This window comes from Pseudoalteromonas sp. c7(2019), from assembly GCF_011378625.1.
Classification (GTDB): Bacteria; Pseudomonadota; Gammaproteobacteria; order Enterobacterales; family Alteromonadaceae; genus Pseudoalteromonas; species Pseudoalteromonas arctica.
Genome location: NZ_WTKS01000002.1, coordinates 25,524 through 47,099, shown reverse-complemented (window position 1 = coordinate 47,099; position 21,576 = coordinate 25,524). Strand labels below are relative to the sequence as shown.

The following is a 21,576-nucleotide window of genomic DNA, read 5'->3' as shown; positions in this document are numbered from 1 at the left end:
CCCGCCATTCGTTGACTGTTTCACCTGTCAGCCACTACAATACAATATTGAAATTTTTATTATTATTTGAAGGCTTTCCTCCATGGTTTTACCTGATAAATTTATATTCTCGATGAGTCGAGTGTCTAAGGTTGTGCCACCTAAGCGCACTATCTTAAAAGATATTTCGTTACACTTTTTTCCTGGCGCTAAAATTGGTGTGCTTGGTTTAAACGGTTCTGGTAAATCTACGTTACTACGTATTATGGCCGGTGTTGACCAAGATTTTGAAGGTGATGCACATCCTCAGCCTGGTACAAAAATTGGTTATTTACCGCAAGAGCCTGTTTTAGACGAAAGCAAAACAGTTCGTGAAATTGTTGAAGAAGCTGTTGGCGAAGTTAAACACGCACTTAAACGCCTTGACGAAGTGTATAACGAATACGCCATGGAAGACGCTGACTTTGACGCACTTGCAAAAGAGCAAGGCGAGCTTGAAGCTGTTATTCAGGCGCACGATGGTCACAACATTGATAACGTTTTAGAGCGTGCTGCTGATGCACTTCGCCTACCAGAATGGGATGCTAAAATTGAGCACCTTTCAGGTGGTGAGCGTCGTCGTGTTGCTATATGTCGATTATTGCTTGAAAAACCAGACATGCTTATTCTCGATGAACCAACTAACCACTTGGATGCTGAGTCGGTTGCATGGTTAGAGCGCTTCTTACACGATTACGAAGGCACTGTTGTGGCGGTAACGCATGACCGTTACTTCCTTGATAATGTAGCGGGTTGGATATTGGAGCTTGACCGTGGTGAAGGTATTCCATGGGAAGGTAACTACTCTTCTTGGCTTGAACAAAAAGATGCGCGCTTACAGCAAGAACAAAAATCTGAAAAAGCACGTCAAAAATCAATTGCGCAAGAACTTGAATGGGTTCGTTCAAACCCTAAAGGTCGTCAAGCTAAGTCAAAAGCACGTATGGCTCAGTTTACTGAAATGCAGCAGTCTGATTACCAAAAACGTAACGAAACTAACGAGATGTTTATTCCACCTGGCCCACGTTTAGGCGACCAAGTGCTTGAAGTAACTAACCTTCGTAAGAGTTTTGGCGATCGCGTTTTAATTGACGATTTAAGCTTTAGCATGCCAAAAGGTGCCATTGTGGGCATTATTGGTGCTAATGGCGCGGGTAAATCAACGCTGTTTAAAATGATCAGTGGTGAGCAAAAGCAAGACAGCGGTAGCATTACCGTTGGCGAAAGCGTACACCTTGCTACTGTTGATCAGTTCCGCGACGGTATGGACGAAAGCAAAACTGTTTTCCAAGAAATATCAGACGGCCAAGACGTACTAAAAATTGGTAACTTTGAGTTCCAAAGCCGTGCGTATGTAAGTCGCTTTAACTTTAAAGGTAACGATCAGCAAAAGTTTGTTAAAGACCTATCAGGTGGTGAGCGTAACCGTTTACACCTTGCTAAGTTATTAAAAGCTGGCGGCAATGTGTTACTACTCGATGAGCCAACCAATGACTTGGACGTTGAAACACTACGTGCACTAGAGAACGCTATTTTAGAGTTCCCTGGTTGTGTAATGTGTATCTCGCATGACCGTTGGTTCCTTGACCGTATTGCTACGCACATTTTAGATTACCGCGACGAAGGTCAAATTAACTTCTTTGATGGTAACTATACTGAATACGAAGAGTGGCTTAAAAAGACACTAGGTGCAGCAGCAACTGAACCTAAACGTATTAAGTACAAAAAAATTGGTTAATATTTACTGTAGCTAATTTATTACAGTAATACTAAGCCCTGCATTTATGCGGGGCTTTTTTATGCCACCAGCATTACAGGAGCATATCCTGCTAGCATGTAGAGAATTACCCGCTATGCTTAATTTATTATAAAAACAGTAAGGCTAAATTAGGTTATGCAAAATCGTCGTCAGTTTTCTCGTGTTTTATTTTCAACCGATGCACAAGTAATTTTTAATGATCACCAATACCCATGTAAATTACTTGATGTATCTTTGCATGGCGCATTAATCACTAAATGTGATGCTTTTATTGGCAACCAAAATAGCCAAGCTGTTCTGCGTTTTTCGCTGCCTCAAAGCGAAATAGAAATAAAAATGGAGGTTGTGGTGTGCCATATAGAAGCAGATCATATTGGTTTAAAATGCCACCATATTGATATAGACAGCATTACTTATTTAAAGCGTTTAATAGAGCTAAACTTAGCTGATGACGAACTATTACATCGCGAACTCGCTATGTTGATTCACGACACGCAAGAATAGACTCATTTGGATTAGTTGATTACCATAGTGCAAACTTTTTAACTTGTGCAAACATGACTTTAAATCCACATTTACCTTTGGTGTATCACCCTAACTACTCGTTTAATTTCGATCCAAAGCATCGTTTTGCAATGAGTAAGTTTGCACATTTATATCAGCATGTAGCAAAGCTTGGTTTGATTGGCGATAACCTGGTTGAGCCAATATTAGGCACGCCAGAGCCACTTGAGCTAATACACTGCGAAAATTACATACATGATTTGTGGAATAACCGCTTAGATGAAAAAGCAATGCGTCGCATTGGCCTACCTTGGTCAAAAGAGCTTATGGCACGTACCTTTACAGCTCCTCAAGGTACTTTGCAAACAGCTCGTTTAGCACTTAAACATGGTATAGCGTGCCACTTAGCCGGTGGTACACACCATGCGCATACCGATTTTGGCTCAGGCTACTGCATGGTTAATGATTTAGCCTTTACCACGCAAACTTTAATTGAATCGGGTGAAGTAACTAACGTACTTATTTTTGATTTAGACGTGCACCAAGGTGATGGCACAGCCGCAATGTTAGAGCATCAAGCATACGCTTATACTTGTTCTATCCATTGTGAAAAAAACTTCCCTTTTAGAAAATCCGCTAGCGATTTAGATATTGGCTTAGTCGATAATATGAAAGACGACGAATACCTTGCCTTAGTTGACGACACCTTGAGTTATTTACTTAAAGAGCTAAACCCAAGCTTGGTACTTTACGATGCTGGCGTTGATATTTGGCAAGGCGATGGCTTGGGTAAATTAGATATCAGCTGGGATGGCATAGTTAAGCGCGACCATTTAGTGCTAAAACGCTGCCTTGAACACAACACACCCGTTGCTACAGTAATAGGTGGTGGCTACGATAAAGACCATCTTCGCCTCGCTAAACGCCATGCTATTGTTGTTGAGCAAGCCGCTCGCTTTTAGTTTGAAATAAAAATGTTAAATTCTCGTTCTTATTTAATATGTAAAATAAGAACGAACATATTATGAAACAACTATTTATTGCCATCGCACTAATTTTTATAAGCTTTACAAGCTATTCGCAAGAAGAAAGTACGCAAGAAACATACCCTAAGTTACCTACATTAAATTTACAAATGGCTGATGGGTCGCCACTCAATACTCAAGATTTATTAGGTCAACCTTACGTTTTACACTTTTGGGCAACGTGGTGTCCGTACTGTAAAAAGCTGCAGCCAGCACTTCAAAAAATTGATGATATGGGCTTAAAAGTTATTGCCGTGAGCTTTAAAGAAGATGACGATGCTACTCCCGCTAAAGCGCTTAGCGATAGAGGTTATACTTTTAAAACAGCCGTAAAAGCCGATGCAATAGCACAGCAATTAGGTATACGAGGCACACCTACTACATTGTTTGTAAATAAAGAAGGCAATGTAATTTGGCTGACTAATACGTCAAACCCAGAGGACGCAAATCTACATTTAAAGGCACGAACATTGTTGCACTCCATATCTGAACAATAATATAGGTCTAAATTTAGTTTAAAAATATAAGTAATATAAACTTTATACTACAATTTAAGCTCATAAATTAATTGAGATTATAATGCGCTTACTACTTACTTTATTACTAATCACTTTAAGTGGCTTTGCCGCAGCTGAAGAAGAAAAAGCAGAACTTCCACCGGTAGACCCCGCTTACAATGCTGAGCACCCTATAGCTTTGGTTAATCAAGGCTCGTCTATTATTGCAATGAATTTACCCACCTATAATTTACCCAATGATGTGCAAGTTGTTTATAAAATAGGAAACCCCGATGTTCCATTTTTAGGCTTTGTTAGAAATGCCGAGTTAATCACCGTAAAGCCACAAGCGTTTAATATTCAGCATTTAATGCGTGGTGAAGAAATTACGATTATTGCCGATATTTACGAGGGTGATTATCAACAAGGTGGTAGTTTAATTTATTCAAAAAAAGAGTTGGTCTTGAGTAAGCAGCTGTATGCCAGAGAACTAAAAGATTTAAGTGAATCATCGCAATGGCAAGACTACGACATGATTACACTAAGCGGCACTGAGCGTATTTATATTCATAAAATTCAAAAAGCGCCGAGCTATAACCATCTTATTTTTGTCGATTTAGTTAATGCGTGTATGCAAAAGCTTCGTACCTCAAAACGTGTCCCAGCTGAAAATGAGCTTACCTATAAGTTTATTAATTGCGGCACGCTTAAACCACTTTATTACAATGCTGATGATTTTAAAAAGTAAAAGAGCGAGTATACGAATGTTCAATTATTTTAATATTTAGGCATAAAAAAAGGCTCTTTCGAGCCTTTGGATTAACTTTGGAATAGTTAAAAATTTTAAATTAGGTAAGCGTTAATAGCTGTGGAGCAACACTATGATAATCAACAGCCATAGCAATGCTTAACGCTGTAATATTAATAATTGAAAATGCGAACACTTTACGTGCCCAACTGCTCATATCAATATTACGACGATAACCACGTAGCGCCATTAGCAACCACCAAAAGCTGGTAATACAAGCAACAGCCATAAAAGCAGCACCTGTGTAGCCAGTAATTGGCAGTAACATCACAACTAATGCGTATACAGCGATGTAAAGTACGATATGGCGCTTTGCTTTATCAATACCTTGCGCCACGGGTAATACAGGAATACCTGCAGCTTGGTAATCTTTAAAGCGAAAAATAGCGATGGCGTAAGAGTGCGGCATTTGCCACAAGCTAAACATAACTAGCAGTATTAATGCGCCCATATCGAACTGCCCTGTTACGGCGCAGTACCCTACTACTGGCGGTACAGCGCCAGAAAGGCTGCCTACAAAAGTGCCATATACTGAGTTGCGTTTCATGTAGAGGCTATAAACCCCTACATAAATTACGTAGCCAAAGGCTGCAAAAAATACCGCGGCTTGAGTGGTATAGGCGATAAGTAAACCAAAGCCAATAACGCCCAATAAAACACCGTGGCTAAGTGCAGCAAAGGCCGACATTTCGCCTGTTACTGTTACCCGCGTACGAGTACGTGCCATGGCTACATCTATGTCTCTATCTATAACATTGTTGATAGCACAGCCCGATGCAACCACTAGCGACAAACCAATTAATGTGGCAATCATTAACCATGGGTCTATATCACCGCGCGAGGCAAGTAAAAACCCACCCGCTACGCTAATCAAATTGCCCATAATAATACCCGGCTTTGTCACTGATAAATAACGACGAAACATCTTCAACTCCTAGTACATCATCATTGCGTTAGATTCATAAATGATCCAAACAGATAACCCAACAACCATTACGATGATCAGAGCACTGAATAGGAATGAGAAAGTACTTGCTCGGCCATTTTCGGTGGTAAAATTAAGGTGTAAAAAGTACTTTAAATGCACCCAAATTTGTACGATTGCAAAAGTAACAATGCTCCAAAGCGTTGTTGCTTTTGAGAAGTCACCTTCCATAACCATATAAAACGGTATAGCAGTTAAAATTACCGATAGCACAAAGCCAATTAAGTAAGTTTTAACACTTCCATGAGATTCATCATGATGATCACTTTGCGCTTGTTTTAACGCATGCGTTTCGCTGTGGCTCATTACATTGCTCCCATCAAATAAACAACGGTAAATACACAAATCCAAACAATGTCTAAGAAGTGCCAAAATAGGCTTAAGCAGCTTAAACGCGTTACGGTTGCTTTGCCTAGACCACGTTTAGCAACTTCAATCATCATTATGGTCATCCAAATTAGTCCAGCCGTTACATGTAATCCATGTAAGCCAACTAATGAGAAAAACGATGTTAAAAAGGCACTTTGTTGTGGGCCATTACCGTGCACAATTAGGTGATGAAATTCGTATACTTCCATACCAATAAACACAGCACCTAAACAAAACGTAACAAATAACCAAGTAAGTGTTAGTGCCTTTTTTTGCCCTTGAGCGGCAATCATGGCAAAGCCAAAGGTAATACTACTAATAAGTAGTGCAGCAGTTTCTACTGCTACAAAGTCGAGTTCAAAAATATCTTTACCCGATACACCACCGGCTGTGTTCATAAATAACACAGCGTAAGTGGCAAAAAACGAGGCAAACAATAGGCAATCGGTCATTAGGTATAACCAAAAACCGAATATGGTGTCACCCGATGTATCGTGATGATCATGCACGTGGGCGTGATCATCGTGCGATACTGATTCTAAATTTGCAGAAAGTGTACTCACGCTTTTAGCTCCTTAATGCCACTTGAATTATACGCAGCTTCAGTGCGTGCAATTTCATCAGGTTGAATATAGTAATCAACATCGCTGGTGTAACAACGTTTGATAAAGATGGCAATTGCGCCGACTAGCCCAACAACAGCTAACCACCAAATATGCCAAATCATTGCAAAACAGAATACTGTTAAGCTTGCTGCCATTAACACGCCAGCTGATGTGTTTTTAGGCATATGAATAGGGCTATAGTTTGCTTTATCTTGGTATGCTTGGCCTTTTTCTTTCATGTCGGTCCATGCATCAATATCATCGATGTGTGGAATTGTTGCAAAGTTATAAATTTGCGGAGGTGAACTTGTAGCCCACTCAAGTGTATGGCCGTTCCATGGATCGCCTGTTGTATCGTCAAGCGCTTCACGGTCTCTAAAGCTCACATATAATTGAATTACTTGGCTAACAATACCAAACATAATAATTACAGCACCGCCTGCGGCAATGTATAACCAAATGTTCCAATCTGGGTTGTTAGTGTGGTTTAAACGACGTGTCATACCTAAGAAACCAAGTACGTACAACGGCATAAATGCAACGAAGAAACCGATAATCCAACACCAGAATGATGCTTTGCCCCATTTTTCGTTAAGTTTAAAGCCCATTGCTTTAGGGAACCAAAATACAAAACCAGCTAGGTAGCCAAATACAGCACCACCAATAATGGTGTTATGAAAATGTGCAATTAAGAATAAGCTGTTATGCAGTACGTAATCGGCACCAGGAATAGCAAGTAATACACCGGTCATACCGCCTACGGTAAAGGTAACCATAAAGCCAAGTGTCCAAAGTACCGGTACGCTAATACGTAAGCGACCTCGGTAAATGGTAAATAACCAGTTAAACAACTTAACCCCAGTTGGTACAGCAATAACCATGGTCATTACCCCAAAGAACGCGTTAACGTTAGCACTCGACCCCATCGTAAAGAAGTGATGTAACCAAACAATAAAGCCTAAAATTGAGATTGCACCGCTGGCGTAAACCATCGATTTGTAACCAAATAAACGTTTACCGGCAAAGGTAGAAATAATTTCAGAGAAAATACCAAACGCTGGTAATACTAATATGTATACCTCAGGATGACCCCATGCCCAAAACAGGTTGATGTACATCATGGCGTTACCGCCCAATTCATTGGTAAAGAAGTGGAAATCGAGATAACGGTCAAGCGTTAGCATTGCAAGTACAGCAGTTAAAATTGGGAATGATGCTGCAATTAAAATGTTTGCCCACGTACATGTCCATGTGAAAATTGGCATTTTCATTAGGGTCATACCTGGTGCACGCATTTTAAACACGGTTGCTAAAAAGTTTACTGCTGTTAGAAGTGTACCGAGCCCGGATATTTGCAAGGCCCAAATATAATAATCTACCCCCACCCCAGGGCTAAAGGTCAACTCCGAAAGCGGTGGATAGGCCACCCAACCTGTTTTAGCAAACTCACCAAACACTAGCGACATATTAATTAAAATGGCACCGCTGGCTGTAAACCAAAAGCTTAAGTTATTTAAAAATGGGAATGCAACATCGCGAGCACCAATTTGCAGTGGTAAAACAATGTTCATTAAACCAATCATAAATGGCATAGCCATAAATATGATCATAATTACGCCGTGGGCAGTAAATATTTGGTCGTAGTGTTCAGGTGGTAAATAACCGGGCGCACCACTGGTAGCAAGCGCTAACTGAGCACGCATCATAATGGCATCAGAAAAACCGCGGAACAGCATTATTAGTGCTAAAAGAATATACATTACGCCTAAGCGTTTATGATCAACAGACGTGATCCAGTCGCGCCAAAGCACGCCCCATTTTTTATACTTTGTAATAAGCCCGGCAATAATAAGCCCAGCTATAGCAATAACCGACATCGTGAACACAAGAATTGGCTCATGAAACGGAATTGCGTCTATTGTTAGTTTACCTAATAACGACATTATTATTCCTCGCCCTGGCTGTGAGATGATGGCATTGAGTGTTCATCCATTACTTGATGCTTCTTACTCATTTGCCCATGTTCGCCCATTGCATGTTGCTTTTTGTTCATATCGCCATGTGCCTGCATGTATTTCATAACGATGGTATGAAATAAGCCGTCATCAACTTTACCGTAATAAGCAACTGGGTTATTTTCGCTTGCTTTTGCAAGCTCAACATAATTTGCATGAGTAAGATTATTAGCGCTTGAATTCGCTTTTACATCATTCACCCACTTATCAAAACCAGCTTGAGTAGGTGTAGCAATGGCATTAAACTTCATACCAGTAAAGCCTGCACCACTGTAATTTGCCGAAAAGCCTTTAAATGTACCTGGCTCATTAGCAATTAAGTGAAGCTTGGTTTCCATACCGGCCATTGAGTATATTTGACTACCCAATTGCGGAATGAAAAACGAGTTCATTGTGCTCTCTGAAGTGATTTTATATTCAACAGGTACATTAGCCGGAAACACTAATTCATTAACCGTAGCAATACCTTGCTCAGGATAAATAAATAGCCACTTCCAATTTAATGAAACCACTTCAACAGTAAGATGCTTACCTTTACCTTCAATTGGTTTGTAAGGGTCTAGCTCTTGGGTAGACACCCAGGTAATAACACCTAAAATAATCACAATAACAATAGGGACAGCCCAAACTGCGGCTTCAATTTTATTTGAATGAGCCCATTTTGGAGCGTAAATTTCATGAGTTTGCGTGTCTCTATATTTCCATGCGAAATACAAAGTCATCACAATAACGGGAACGACTACAAGCAACATAAGCACGGTTGCGATGATGATTAAATTTTTCTCATCTATGCCTATCTGCCCTTTTGGATCGAGTATCCCGCCTTTACAGCCTGACAACGCCAGCACTGTACTAGCTAAAGCAATATTACAAAGGTTACGAATTAACAAGGGAGTATCCTACAAACCTAAAAGTTCTAATTTGCTGCTTTAAATAAAAAACAAAGCAACGATTTTTCGGTAAAAACCCAAGTTAACTGGAATTAAATTATAAAAAATAAGGGGGCTATTCAAAACCTAAAGCTCATGCCAATAATGACCTAGCAACAAACCCAGCTTTCTAAACGCATTTATATAACGTAATAAAAGTTAACTTGGGTGAGTGGTGGTTGGCTGAAATGTGTTTAAAAAACACTGAGCTACTTTGTTTTAGCTAACCTTAATTATTTACAGCAAGAACAAATAATTAAAACCAGCAACAAAATGCAGCCTTACAGACAACCTGTAAAGCTAGGTGGAGCACGACAACCGTGTGCAACTTGCACTGGCTGAAGAACTTTAGCCTCGCTAAAAGCAAAGGCTGCTTTACGGAGGATAATTCCAGCACGACGCGCTGGAAAAATATGGAACAATAGCCAGCAAAGGCCAATAAGTAACTGACTTGATATGATCGGATGAGCTAAAAATTGCACAATAGTAAGTAACAGCGGCTCTACAATAAACCCATCACTTAATAGCGCTTCAAGCTTGAAGGCATCCTCTAGTGCACCACTTAGCAACATTACAGTATTAAACACTAATAAAGTTATAGCTACACACACGCCCTTGCCTGCTTTATTCAAGCGCTCACACGTCTGCGGCTCGCCAGAGGCAAGATCCGTATTTGTATGATGCAAAGAAAGTGTGTTCAAAAACATTAACCTACTAAAATGACTATAACAAAATTAGAGGAATACAGTTTGCAATGGAGAAATCAAAAAACATCGCTGCTGTAAGCCCTAAAACCAGGTGCTAAATACGATCAAATCCGGTTAGCACAAATTTACCTTGTGAAAATTGATCCGTATCAATCAAACTTTCAAAACTTACTGAAAGTTCGAACGTGAGTATAACAAAGAGAATTTTCTGTTCAACTAAAAATCAATTAATTTGAGTTAAGCTTTCGAAGCTATTTTGTTAATAAAAAATAACATGATAATAAACAATCGATTAGAACAAATAAAAAACGATTTAAATAGAAATATTTAATAGAATTATAGCTTTTTAGGAGGGGGTAATAATTGTGTGGCACAAATAAAAACAGCCCAAATTCAGTCACCACCGAACTTGAGCCGCCTTTCACACTGACAACATCTTCACACACAATATAAAGATTTTTGGTTTACACTGCGTGGCAATTGTAGGGAATAAAAACAACTCAAACTCGTTCTTTATGGAAGTGAATCCACCGGATTTGAGTTGCCTTTCACACTGACAACATCTTCACACACAATATAAAGATTCTTGGTCTACATTATGTGGTATTGAAAGGAAATAAAAACAGCTCAAATTCAGTCACCACCGAAATTGAGCCGCCTTTCACACTGACAACATCTTCACACACAATATAAAGATTCTTGGTTTACACTGCGTGGTATTGAAAGGAAATAAAAACAACTCAAACTCGTTCTTTATGGAAGTAAATCCACCGAACTTGAGTTGCCTTTCACACTGACAACATCTTCACACACAATATAAAGATTCTTGGTTTACACTACGTGGCAATTGCAAGGAAATAAAAACAACTCAAACTCGTTCTTTATGGAAGTGAATCCACCGAACTTGAGTTGCCTTTCACACTGACAACATCTTCACACACAATATAAAGATTCTTTTAAGCGAGGCTAACTTGCCTCAAGCTTATGACGAGAGCCTTGCTCTGTGTCTATGGTTAAACTTTAGAGTGTTAGCTCCAATTTGACAAACGAGAAAAATAAACCTAATAGGTGAAAAAAACTAAACTATAGACGTTTGTCTAATACATTAAGATTGGATTACTTTAGAAGCTATCGAGTTAAGCAGTTTTACAGACACAAAAAAAGCGCTATAAAGCGCTTTTTAATATTTAAGGCGGACTTAAATAATTTGGTTTTCTTTCCAGGCTTGCTCTTTAGCTAAACGGTTTTTGCGTTTATCACATGGATCATCGCAATCACAGGCTTTATCAATACCAACCGAACCTAAACCACCACAGCTGCTTGCCATAGATTTTTTTTGCACGATCATACCAACGGCCATAGCCGAAACTATCAAAATTAGTAAGCCAAAAGTAAGAAGAAAAAGTGACATTGCTTAGCCCCTATTGATCAGCAATTAATTAAACTCAAACATTTTTGAGCGACTGCTATTATATACCCAAATAACGCGAAAATAAACAAGCCAGCACCATACTACAAATAAGGTTTAAATGCAGGGCTTGAATAAGTAACTAAACCCTCATTTGATTTACCTATTAAGTATACCGGTAAATCGTGCTGCTGAGCGTATGCCTGCGCTTTTTCCATACCCATCACAGTAAGTGCAGTCGCTAAACCATCTGCCGTCATAGCGCTTGGATGAAGCACAGTTACCGACACTAAGTCGTGCTTAATAGGCATGCCGGTCACGGGATCAATTAAATGAGTATAGATCTCGCCATCCATTTTATAAAAAATACGGTAATCACCTGACGTAGCAATACCGTTTGTACCTGGCGATAAAACACGGTGTACCTTTCGCTCTCCAGGTTGCGCATCTGGTTGCTCAATCGCAATTTTCCAATCCTGATTATTTGGCTTTTCACCTGCTATACGCAGCTCTCCACCAATCTCAACCATGTAATTGGTAATACTGTGGCTTTCTAATAACTGCGCTACTTTATCAATACCATAGCCTTTAGCCGTTGCCGAAAACGAAAGCTCTAACCCATTAACTGTTTTAGACAGTCCTTGCTCATCTAAAATAAGTTTATCAATACCTATTTTTTCGACCATAGTTGCAAGCTCTTCATCACTTGGGCGATTGGTTGGTTTTTTATCAGGACCAAAGCCCCATAAATCAATTAAAGGCCCCATAGTGACATCGAGTGTTTTAGTTGATTCGCCTAAGCGAATAGACTCGCTGATAACAGCCCTAAAATCTTCGCTAATTGGCATAACTTGATTTGCTGGTAATCTGTTAAATGTATTTATTTCAGAGTCTTCTATGTAAGTAGACATAGACTGATTCACATCTTTTAAAACAGCGTCTATTTGCAGCTGTAATTGTGAAGCTGATAGCTGGCCCTGCTCATCGTAATATTTAATATGATAAGTGGTGCCCATAGTCTTACCTTCTAAAAAGGTTTCCCTCGACTCTGGTTTTTCACCACACCCAGACAGTAATAAGGTCAGTGTGATTAGTAAAAAGGCCATTATGCCTTGTGAAGTACTTACTCGATTCATAACAGCTCTACTTAATAGATTGATAAAAAAAAAAGCCTCGTAACACAAGTGCTACGAGGCTGGTATTTTAACCAAAACTAAACTGTTTTGGTATTAGTGTTAGCCACCGAAGTCATCTAGTAAGATATTTTCGTCTTCAACACCTAAATCTTTAAGCATAGTAATAACTGCCGCGTTCATCATTGGAGGACCACACATGTAGTACTCACAATCTTCCGGCGCTTCGTGATCTTTAAGATAGTTCTCAAATAACACGTTATGGATAAAGCCAGTATAGCCTTCCCAGTTATCTTCAGGTTGTGGATCTGAAAGTGCTGTATGCCATACGAAATTAGGATTTTCAGCGGCTAGGCCGTCAAAATCTTCTACGTAGAACATTTCACGTTCAGAACGTGCACCATACCAAAAGCTCATCTTACGTTTAGAGTTCAAACGTTTAAGTTGGTCAAAGATATGTGAACGCATTGGCGCCATACCAGCACCACCACCAACAAAGATCATTTCTGCATCTGTGTCTTTAGCAAAGAACTCACCAAATGGACCTGAAATAGTTACCTTGTCGCCTTTTGTAAGTGACCAAATGTACGAAGACATTTTACCACATGGCAAGCTTAGGTTTCTTGGAGGCGGAGCAGCAATACGCACGTTAAGCATAATGATGCCTTCTTCTTCTGGGTAGTTAGCCATTGAGTATGCACGAATTGTTTCTTCGTCTACTTTTGACTCCAGGTCGAAGAAACCAAAATGGTTCCAGTCGCCACGATATTCTTCAGGAACATCGAAATCTGCATATTTAACATGATGAGGTGGCGCTTCGATTTGGATGTAACCACCCGCACGGAAAGGCACTGACTCATCACCAGGGATTTGCAGTTTAAGTTCTTTAATGAACGTTGCTTTGTTATCGTTAGAGATAACTTCACAATCCCATTTTTTAACACCGAAAATTGACTCTTCAAGCTCAATCTCCATGTCGTTTTTAACATTTACCTGACACGCTAAACGACAGCCTTCACGGGCTTCACCTTTAGAAATGTGATCAAGTTCAGTTGGCAGAATATCGCCGCCACCTTCTTTAATGTGTACACGACACTGACCACAAGAGCCACCGCCACCACATGCAGAAGATACGAAAATACCTGATTCAGATAATGCACTTAAAAGCTTATTACCTGCTGAGGTAGTAATGGCTTTATCTTTATCGCCATTAATACCGATGATGATGTCACCGCTTGCAACTAACTGAGATTTAGCACCAATAATCACTAAAACTAGTAGTACAACGATAGCGATAAAAACACCAACGCCTAAGAAAATCTGATAATCCATGATTTATCCTCGCTACCCTTTACAGTGAAATACCAGAGAATGACATAAAGCCAAGTCCCATTAAACCAACAGTGATGAAGGTAATACCTAAACCACGTAAGCCATCTGGTACGTCTGAATATTTCAGTTTCTCACGGATACCTGCAAGTAATGTAATTGCAAGCGCCCAACCAACACCAGCGCCAATACCATAGACAACAGACTCGCCGAAGTCATAGTTACGCTCAACCATGAAAGATACCGCACCAAATATTGCACAGTTAACTGTGATAAGTGGCAAGAAGATACCTAATGCGTTGTATAGTGCAGGGAAAAACTTATCTAATGCCATTTCAAGAATTTGCACAAGTGCTGCAATAACACCAATGAAAGTTAAGAAACGTAAAAAGCTAAGATCCGCATCTGGATAACCTAACCAAGTAAGTGAACCTGGTGCAAGTACCGCATGGTAAACCAAGTTGTTAACAGGTACAGAAATACCCAATACAACTATAACCGCTATACCTAGGCCAATTGATGTAGTTACTTTTTTAGATACTGCTAAAAAAGTACACATGCCTAAGAAGAATGACAACGCTAAGTTCTCAATAAAAACGGCTTTTACAAATAAACTAATATAATGTTCCACTATTTGCCCCTTACGCTTTAGCTTCTACTTGGTCTTTCTTATAAGTACGAAGTACCCATATGAATAAACCAATGATGAAGAATGCACTCGGTGGTAAGATCAATAGACCCATAGGCTGATACCAACCGCCATCTTGTACTAATGGGATAATATCAACACCGAATAGTGAACCCTTACCGAATAGCTCACGAATGAAACCAACAGTAAGTAGTACTACAGAGTAACCTAAGCCATTACCAATACCGTCAAGGAAAGACATAATTGGTGGCGACTTCATCGCATATGCTTCAGCACGACCCATTACAATACAGTTAGTAATAATTAGACCAACGAATACAGAAAGCTCTTTTGCCGTAGCGTAAGAGAATGCCTGTAATACTTGGTCAACAACGATTACCAACGATGCAATAATTGTCATTTGTACGATGATACGAACAGATGATGGGATCTGGTTACGAATAAGCGAGATAAAGAAGCTCGAAAATGCAGTTACTAATGTCAATGCGATTGACATGATTAACGCATTTTTTAAGCTAGACGTTACCGCTAGCGCAGAACAAATACCAAGTACTTGTAGTGCGATTGGGTTGTTAGCTAAAACCGGACCAAATAGGACCGCCTTCATTTCTTTAGTATCAGCCATTATTTCAATGCTCCTTTACGTACTTTCGCAAGGAAAGGGCCAAAGCCATTTTCGCCAGTCCAAAAGTCAACTGCATGATCAACACCGTTAGACGTTAATGTAGCACCTGAAAGACCATCGATCTTATGCTCATCATTGCCCGCAGTACCTTTAACAATTTGAATTGGAAGTTCTTTACCTTCCCATGTAGCAGTCCACTGTGGATTTTGGATTTCGCCACCTAGACCTGGGGTTTCATTATGCTTATAAAAGATAATGCTCTTAACTGTTTCAGCGTCGCTTTCAAGCGAGATAAAACCGTACATTAAGCCCCATAAGCCGTAGCCTTGGATAGGAAGAATAATTGCATCAACTGAGCCATCTTCTTTTTTAGAGATATACACCGGCGACTCTTTAGTCACACGTTGAATACCAGCAATATCTTTAACGCCTTTCTCTTGAAGAGAAACACTTAGCGCTGCATCATATTTGCTTTTTTCAAAATCAAAAATTGTTGGGTCTGTATCTACAAACTCACCTGTAGTCATGTTTACAACGCGCGCTTCGATTTTTGCATCAAATGTTTCTAAAACATTTTCAACTTTATCGATACCCGCAGCAGCCAAGATATTGCTTTGAATATCTTTGTTTTTATTAGCTTGCTGTAAAGGACGAAGCTGTACAGAAGCAAACGATACAATGATTGCACACACTAAACATAGTGCTACAACAACTGATAACGTTTTACCGATTGATTCGTTATTACTAGACATTACGTGCCAACCTCCGCTTAATATTAGCCTGCACTACAAAGTGATCGAACAGTGGAGCGAATAAGTTAGCAAATAAGATTGCTAGCATCATACCTTCTGGGAAAGCAGGATTCACAACACGTATCATAACCACCATAAAGCCAATTAATAGACCATATGCCAATTTACCTTTGTCAGTAAATGCAGCTGATACAGGGTCAGTAGCCATAAAGAACATACCAAACGCAAAGCCACCTAGTACTAAATGCCAATACCAAGGCATTGCAAATACAGGGTTAGTTTCTGAGCCAACAGCATTTAGTAAAAATGCAGTTGCTACCATACCTAGGAATACACCTAGTACGATGCGCCAAGAAGCGATACGAACGTAAATTAAGAACAAACCACCTACTAACAATGCAAGTGTAGATGTTTCACCTACAGAACCTTGAATGAAACCGTAAAACGCATTCCACCATAATTCCATGTTTGCAAAGTCTAGTTGCCCAATGAAAGCTTGGCCTAGCATAGTTGCACCAGAGAAAGAATCTACTGCTGTCCATACTGTGTCACCCGAGATTTGAGCTGGGTATGCGAAGAATAAGAACGCACGACCGGCTAAAGCAGGGTTTAAGAAGTTACGGCCAGTACCACCAAAGATTTCTTTAGCGATTACTACACCAAACGTAATACCTAACGCAACTTGCCATAAAGGAATCGTTGCAGGCAAAATAAGTGCGAATAATACTGAAGTAACGAAGAAACCTTCGTTAATTTCATGCTTACGCACAGAAGCAAATATTACTTCCCAAAAACCACCTACTGCAAATGTTACCGCGTAGATAGGTAGGAAGAAACATGCTCCATAGAACATCTTAGCGCCCCAGCCTGCATCAGCGGTTAATTCACCACCGAATAACTGGAACAAACCAACTTGCCACGTGTTTGCTAGTTCAAAACCTTGTGCTAAAGCACCTGCGGCCTGATGACCGATATTGAACATACCAAAAAACATAGCTGGGAACGTCGCCATCCACACTAAAATCATCATGCGTTTTAGGTCGATATTATCGCGTACGTGTGTCGCGCCTTTATTTACGTAGCCTGGTGTATAAAAAATAGTTGCAGCTGCTTCATACAGTGCATAAAACTTCTCATATTTACCACCGGCTTCAAAATTCGGCTCGATATCTTCTAGATATTTTTTTAAACCCATCTCTCTAGCCTTCCTTCTCGATCGTAGTTAAGCAATCGCGTAGGATAGAACCATACTCGTATTTGCCTGGACAAACGAAGGTACATAACGCTAAATCTTCTTCATCAAGTTCAAGCGCGCCCAATGAAATTGCACTGTCTAAATCGCGTGCAATTAAGTCACGTAATAATAGAGTAGGCAAAATATCTAGCGGCATTACGCGCTCGTAGCTACCAATTGGTACCATGGCACGTTTTGAACCACCTGTTGACGTTGTCATTTTAAATAAACGACTCGGCGCAAGGTGAGAAAGGAATGTACGCGTTACAGAGAATTTATCACTACCTGGTGCAATCCAGCCAAACAATTCTTTTTCGCGACCTTCAAGTAAAACAGATACTTGAACGTGGTAACGACCTAAGAATGCATGAACACCGTTTGAAATAGAACCTGATAGAACAGAACCAGAAATAACGCGGTTATCTCCGTCTTCTAGCTCACCAGCCACTAAATCATCCAATGAAGCACCTAATTGTGTTTTCACTAAACGTGGGTTTTTAACGCGAGGACCTGCAAGCGAAATAACACGATTTGTGTAAATTTCACCAGTAAGGAATAGGTGACCATACGCAATAACGTCTTGGTAACCAATATGCCAAACTTGTTTGCTAACAGAAACTGCATCAAGATGATGGATATGAGTGCCAACGAGGCCAGCCGGATGCACACCACCAAACTCATGTACTTCTACTTGAGCTATAGATGAGCTAGGAACTTGGCTACCTGCTTTTTTACACACAAATACTTTGCCATCGGTCAAACGCGAAATAACAGCAAGACCCGCTTCAAATGCTTGCGCATTTTCGGCAATTATCACTGCAGGATCTGCAGCTAATGGGTTTGTGTCAGTTGCGGTCACGAAAATAGAACTAGGATTTGCATCCACAGCCGCTACTTTACTGAATGGGCGAACACGAAGTGCTGTCCATTGACCAGACTGGATAAGTACTTCTTTGGCTTTTTCACGCTCTAAGCTCGCAAGCTCGTCTGCTTTGAAAGAGTCAAAGGTGATTTGCTCACTGCCTGTTACTTCAATAACAACAGATTGCAGCACACGTTTAGCACCACGATTTATTTCTTTTACTGTGCCAGAAGCTGGAGCAGTAAATAGGACGCCTGGGTTCTTTTTATCTTCAAAAAGTACCTGGCCTTTTTTGACTTGGTCATCCACACGAACATGCATGGTTGGACGCATACCGATAAACTCTTCGCCAAGCACAGCTACACGTTTGACAGCAGAACCGTCATGTATAACTTGCTGTGGCGCGCCCTCTAAGGGTAAATCCAGACCTTTTTTTATATTGATCATACGCACTTGCATTACATTAAAGGAAAGAAACTGAAAAATCGTATCAACCACGTCGCCATTTGAGTTATTCCAAGTTATATCAAGGTACAAAAGAGCAGCTTGCTAGAAATATCAAACAAGCAACGTAGTAAAACTCATCACATATTGTCGAGATTTTAACATCATTTTAGATGACTATGCGAGTGTATTTATGAAAATTATACGACAGAAACACTTATTTAGTTTTGTTAAGTGATTTAAATAAAAATCAAGGTAGACCAAAGTGGTAGCCTAAGCAATTATCGTTCCTGATTTCATCGCAAATTAAACAAATCGCATAATACAAAAAAAGCCGCTATTGCGGCTTTTAATAACTAGGGCCTGTTGACCTTTCAGGATTAAAATTTGTTCAATCTAGGGGCTATTTAATCGCGGCGTGAGGTTTGTAACCTAGTGGGCTAAGTAAAAACCGAGCAACAAAGAGTAAATAGCCCCTAGGCAGAACCCTTTGGGCAGCGCCTGTTTGGCATTAATGCTACGTTATCGCCCATTTATGGGGAATAACCACACTACATAGGCTCTGCCTTGCCTAAATACCAAACAGACTGCTGCAAATTTAAACTCGAAAGATAAACAGGCCCTAAGTTCTGTTAGTCAATCATATTAGCAATTGGCTTAACTGAATCTATGTCTTGATCGTAGTCAACACCGTCTATACCAAAACCAAATAAGCGTAAAAACTCATTGTGGTAACCAACATAGTCTGTTAGCTCATCAATGCTGCTTGTATCAACACTATCCCATACAGCTTGAACGCGTGCTTGCACATCATCTTCTAGCTCTTTATAGTTTTGTAATAAATGCCCACCGTCGTCAAAGCGAGGCGATTCACCATATAGGTTTTCACTAAATAATGCGTGAATTTGCTCAATGGTGCCTTCATACGTGCCATCTGCTTTCATAACTTTAAATAAAGCAGAAATATATAACGGCATAATAGGAATAGCAGAACTTGCTTGTGTCACTACTGCATTAAGGGATGAAACATACGCCTCACCATTTAAATCTTTTGTCGATTCTTTAATAGCAGCCGTTGCACGGTCTAAATCTTCTTTAGCTTTACCAATAGTAGCGTGTCCGTATATTGGCCATGTTAGCTCTTTACCAATATAAGTATACGCTGTAGTTTTAAAGTTATCGGCAAGTACACCGGCTTCTTTTAATGCATCAATCCACATTTCCCAATCTTCACCACCCATTACTTTAATAGTGTTGTCGATATCGTCTTGATTTGCAGCTTCAACCGTAATTTCATCAATTTCACGCTTTGATGTATTTAAGTTTTTAGTGGTTACTGCATTACCTATTGGCTTAAGTGTAGATGAGAACACTTCACCTGTATTTGGATCAGTACGACGAGGAGACGCTAGGCTGTAAATAATACAATCTACTTTACCCAAATCTGCTTTAATAGTGTCGATTGCTTTTTGCTTGATTTCGTTAGAAAACGCATCGCCATTAATATTTTTAGACCAAAGACCCGCTTCGTCTGCAGCTTCTTGAAAAGCAGCGGTATTGTACCAACCAGCAGAGCCTGTTTTACGATCTGTACCTTCTTTTTCAAAGAAAATACCTAATGTTTTAGCACCACCACCAAATGCAGCAGTAATGCGCGATGCCAAGCCGTAGCCTGTTGATGCGCCAATAACTAATACATTTTTTGGTGCACTTTTTAATGCGCCTTGTTGTTTTACATAGTTAATTTGTTCTTGAACATGCTCTGCACAACCAGCTGGGTGTGCGTTTGTGCAGATAAATCCACGAATTTTAGGCTTAATGACCATTGATCATCCTATATCTTTTACAATAAAAATTAGCGCTAGTTTAAAGGCTAATACTAAAAACACTGATCTGATCAGTTAAACACTCATCAAATACTCTAAAACATTACTTAGCTAACTTTAGAGCCACCCATACAATTGGGTGAATCAGGCGCTTCGCCGCCCTGCTCTGCATACTCATCGGGTGTATATGTATGAATAGCGAGTGCATGAATATGATTTGCTAACTCATCTTTCAAAATTTCATTAATTTCGCGATGACGTTGTAATAAACGCTTACCCGCAAAATCTTCGCTAACCACTACTACTTTAAAGTGTGATTCAGTGCCAGCACTGTGCATATGGCTTTCGTTAATCACGTTTAAATGTTTACACGCAATGGCGTTGCTTATTTTTTCTTGGATCTGTTGCTGCATTGACATAAAAAGACCGTTTTAATTAGCTAATTTATACACTTACTATAACAATTTAACGCAGCGATTGGCTAACTAAATTACTTTGCTTAATGTGCTTTATAAATCGGTAAGTTAAACTTATTCGCGGATGCCCAAGCGTGGTTTGCTTAGGTATTGCATGTTGATAATCTCGTTGGCTGTGATCGTTCATAATCAAACAACTACCGCTTTGTAACTTTAAGTCGGTTACTTTATTGCTCGCCTTGTGCTTTAACTTTAAAACCCGATCAGCTCCTAGAGAGACACACACAATTGTTGGTTTATCACCAAGCTCTATTTCATCATCACTGTGCCATCCCATCGTATCATTACCATCTCGGTAATAATTAACGAGCAATGAGTTTAGAGGCTGGTTTAAATGTGCTTCTAAACGCTTTCGCATATTAAGTAACAATTCATCCCATGGTTCTACTATTTGCTTACTACTTGAATAGCCGTATTCAATATTTAAATCACTCATGAAACATTGCAGTCGTGGAATAGGCCCCGTTTTGCCATAAACGGTTACATCGGGTTGCTGCCAACGTAGGTTTTTTTGCAAATAATAAAATAGATCGAGGCTTTTTTGTGCACTAAGTGCCCTACTTTGATAAGAAAAGCCATTTGGTAACTGTTGGGGGTTGGCGTTTTGCCGTTGCATG

Annotated in this window: 22 protein-coding genes; 5 read left to right on the top strand and 17 right to left on the bottom strand. The window is 39.8% G+C overall.

What is annotated here, in order from left to right; all coding sequences use genetic code 11:
* Nucleotides 1-82 precede the first annotated feature (82 nt).
* The 5 genes from ettA (at nt 83) to GQR38_RS02070 (ending at nt 4,551) form a co-directional block, all read left to right on the top strand.
* On the top strand, nt 83-1,756 hold the full coding sequence (ettA, locus tag GQR38_RS02090) for an energy-dependent translational throttle protein EttA (RefSeq protein ID WP_007581203.1): 1,674 nt from the start codon (nt 83-85) through the stop codon (nt 1,754-1,756).
* Nucleotides 1,757-1,912: 156 nt separating this feature from the next.
* Complete coding sequence (locus GQR38_RS02085) at nt 1,913-2,281, top strand: PilZ domain-containing protein (RefSeq protein WP_007581201.1); 369 nt, start codon at nt 1,913-1,915, stop codon at nt 2,279-2,281.
* 53 nt (nt 2,282-2,334) lie between these two features.
* Complete coding sequence (locus GQR38_RS02080) at nt 2,335-3,243, top strand: histone deacetylase (RefSeq protein ID WP_165721282.1); 909 nt, start codon at nt 2,335-2,337, stop codon at nt 3,241-3,243.
* Nucleotides 3,244-3,305: 62 nt separating this feature from the next.
* The gene (locus GQR38_RS02075; RefSeq protein WP_165721281.1) at nt 3,306-3,803 is read left to right on the top strand and encodes a TlpA disulfide reductase family protein; all 498 of its coding nucleotides are present in this window, start codon (nt 3,306-3,308) and stop codon (nt 3,801-3,803) included.
* 82 nt (nt 3,804-3,885) lie between these two features.
* The gene (locus GQR38_RS02070) at nt 3,886-4,551 is read left to right on the top strand and encodes a hypothetical protein (protein WP_165721280.1); all 666 of its coding nucleotides are present in this window, start codon (nt 3,886-3,888) and stop codon (nt 4,549-4,551) included.
* A gap of 100 nt (nt 4,552-4,651) precedes the next feature.
* Here the strand turns inward: GQR38_RS02070 and cyoE are convergent, their stop codons facing one another.
* From cyoE to GQR38_RS01985, 17 genes are all read right to left on the bottom strand, one after another.
* Nucleotides 4,652-5,536 (bottom strand): heme o synthase, encoded by an 885-nt coding sequence (gene cyoE, locus GQR38_RS02065; RefSeq protein WP_007581172.1) that lies wholly within the window; start codon nt 5,534-5,536, stop codon nt 4,652-4,654.
* A 9-nt stretch (nt 5,537-5,545) separates the two neighbouring features.
* Nucleotides 5,546-5,902 (bottom strand): cytochrome o ubiquinol oxidase subunit IV, encoded by a 357-nt coding sequence (cyoD, locus tag GQR38_RS02060; RefSeq protein ID WP_024589276.1) that lies wholly within the window; start codon nt 5,900-5,902, stop codon nt 5,546-5,548.
* Nucleotides 5,902-6,528, bottom strand: coding sequence for a cytochrome o ubiquinol oxidase subunit III (gene cyoC, locus GQR38_RS02055; protein ID WP_024589277.1), 627 nt, complete (start codon nt 6,526-6,528; stop codon nt 5,902-5,904). The genes cyoD and cyoC overlap by 1 nt, the downstream gene beginning before the upstream one ends.
* Nucleotides 6,525-8,513 (bottom strand): cytochrome o ubiquinol oxidase subunit I, encoded by a 1,989-nt coding sequence (cyoB, locus tag GQR38_RS02050; RefSeq protein WP_007581166.1) that lies wholly within the window; start codon nt 8,511-8,513, stop codon nt 6,525-6,527. The genes cyoC and cyoB overlap by 4 nt, the downstream gene beginning before the upstream one ends.
* Before the next feature lie 2 nt (nt 8,514-8,515).
* Nucleotides 8,516-9,475 carry a ubiquinol oxidase subunit II gene (cyoA, locus tag GQR38_RS02045; RefSeq protein ID WP_165721279.1) on the bottom strand — a complete coding sequence of 320 codons (960 nt, stop codon included), beginning with the start codon at nt 9,473-9,475 and terminating at the stop codon, nt 8,516-8,518.
* A 320-nt stretch (nt 9,476-9,795) separates the two neighbouring features.
* Nucleotides 9,796-10,215 carry a hypothetical protein gene (locus GQR38_RS02040; RefSeq protein WP_007581161.1) on the bottom strand — a complete coding sequence of 140 codons (420 nt, stop codon included), beginning with the start codon at nt 10,213-10,215 and terminating at the stop codon, nt 9,796-9,798.
* A 1,204-nt stretch (nt 10,216-11,419) separates the two neighbouring features.
* The gene (gene nqrM, locus GQR38_RS02035; RefSeq protein WP_007376137.1) at nt 11,420-11,632 is read right to left on the bottom strand and encodes a (Na+)-NQR maturation NqrM; all 213 of its coding nucleotides are present in this window, start codon (nt 11,630-11,632) and stop codon (nt 11,420-11,422) included.
* A 101-nt stretch (nt 11,633-11,733) separates the two neighbouring features.
* Nucleotides 11,734-12,765, bottom strand: coding sequence for an FAD:protein FMN transferase (locus GQR38_RS02030; RefSeq protein ID WP_024608763.1), 1,032 nt, complete (start codon nt 12,763-12,765; stop codon nt 11,734-11,736).
* 99 nt (nt 12,766-12,864) lie between these two features.
* Nucleotides 12,865-14,094, bottom strand: coding sequence for an NADH:ubiquinone reductase (Na(+)-transporting) subunit F (gene nqrF / locus GQR38_RS02025; RefSeq protein WP_007584893.1), 1,230 nt, complete (start codon nt 14,092-14,094; stop codon nt 12,865-12,867).
* 19 nt (nt 14,095-14,113) lie between these two features.
* Entirely contained in the window at nt 14,114-14,722 is a 609-nt protein-coding gene (gene nqrE / locus GQR38_RS02020) for an NADH:ubiquinone reductase (Na(+)-transporting) subunit E (protein WP_007584892.1), read from the bottom strand.
* Nucleotides 14,723-14,732: 10 nt separating this feature from the next.
* Complete coding sequence (locus GQR38_RS02015) at nt 14,733-15,365, bottom strand: NADH:ubiquinone reductase (Na(+)-transporting) subunit D (protein ID WP_007584891.1); 633 nt, start codon at nt 15,363-15,365, stop codon at nt 14,733-14,735.
* Nucleotides 15,365-16,117: a Na(+)-translocating NADH-quinone reductase subunit C gene (locus tag GQR38_RS02010; protein ID WP_007584890.1), complete on the bottom strand. Its 753-nt coding sequence runs from the start codon at nt 16,115-16,117 to the stop codon at nt 15,365-15,367. The genes GQR38_RS02015 and GQR38_RS02010 overlap by 1 nt, the downstream gene beginning before the upstream one ends.
* On the bottom strand, nt 16,110-17,312 hold the full coding sequence (locus GQR38_RS02005) for an NADH:ubiquinone reductase (Na(+)-transporting) subunit B (RefSeq protein WP_007584889.1): 1,203 nt from the start codon (nt 17,310-17,312) through the stop codon (nt 16,110-16,112). The genes GQR38_RS02010 and GQR38_RS02005 overlap by 8 nt, the downstream gene beginning before the upstream one ends.
* 4 nt (nt 17,313-17,316) lie before the next feature.
* Nucleotides 17,317-18,660, bottom strand: coding sequence for a Na(+)-translocating NADH-quinone reductase subunit A (locus tag GQR38_RS02000; RefSeq protein WP_165721278.1), 1,344 nt, complete (start codon nt 18,658-18,660; stop codon nt 17,317-17,319).
* 629 nt (nt 18,661-19,289) lie between these two features.
* On the bottom strand, nt 19,290-20,483 hold the full coding sequence (gene fabV / locus GQR38_RS01995) for an enoyl-ACP reductase FabV (RefSeq protein ID WP_165721277.1): 1,194 nt from the start codon (nt 20,481-20,483) through the stop codon (nt 19,290-19,292).
* A gap of 107 nt (nt 20,484-20,590) precedes the next feature.
* Nucleotides 20,591-20,902 carry a BolA/IbaG family iron-sulfur metabolism protein gene (locus GQR38_RS01990; protein WP_165721276.1) on the bottom strand — a complete coding sequence of 104 codons (312 nt, stop codon included), beginning with the start codon at nt 20,900-20,902 and terminating at the stop codon, nt 20,591-20,593.
* A 46-nt stretch (nt 20,903-20,948) separates the two neighbouring features.
* A complete protein-coding gene (locus tag GQR38_RS01985; RefSeq protein WP_165721275.1) occupies nt 20,949-21,575 on the bottom strand; it encodes an alpha-ketoglutarate-dependent dioxygenase AlkB in 627 nt (208 codons plus the stop codon).
* Nucleotide 21,576: the final 1 nt, after the last annotated feature.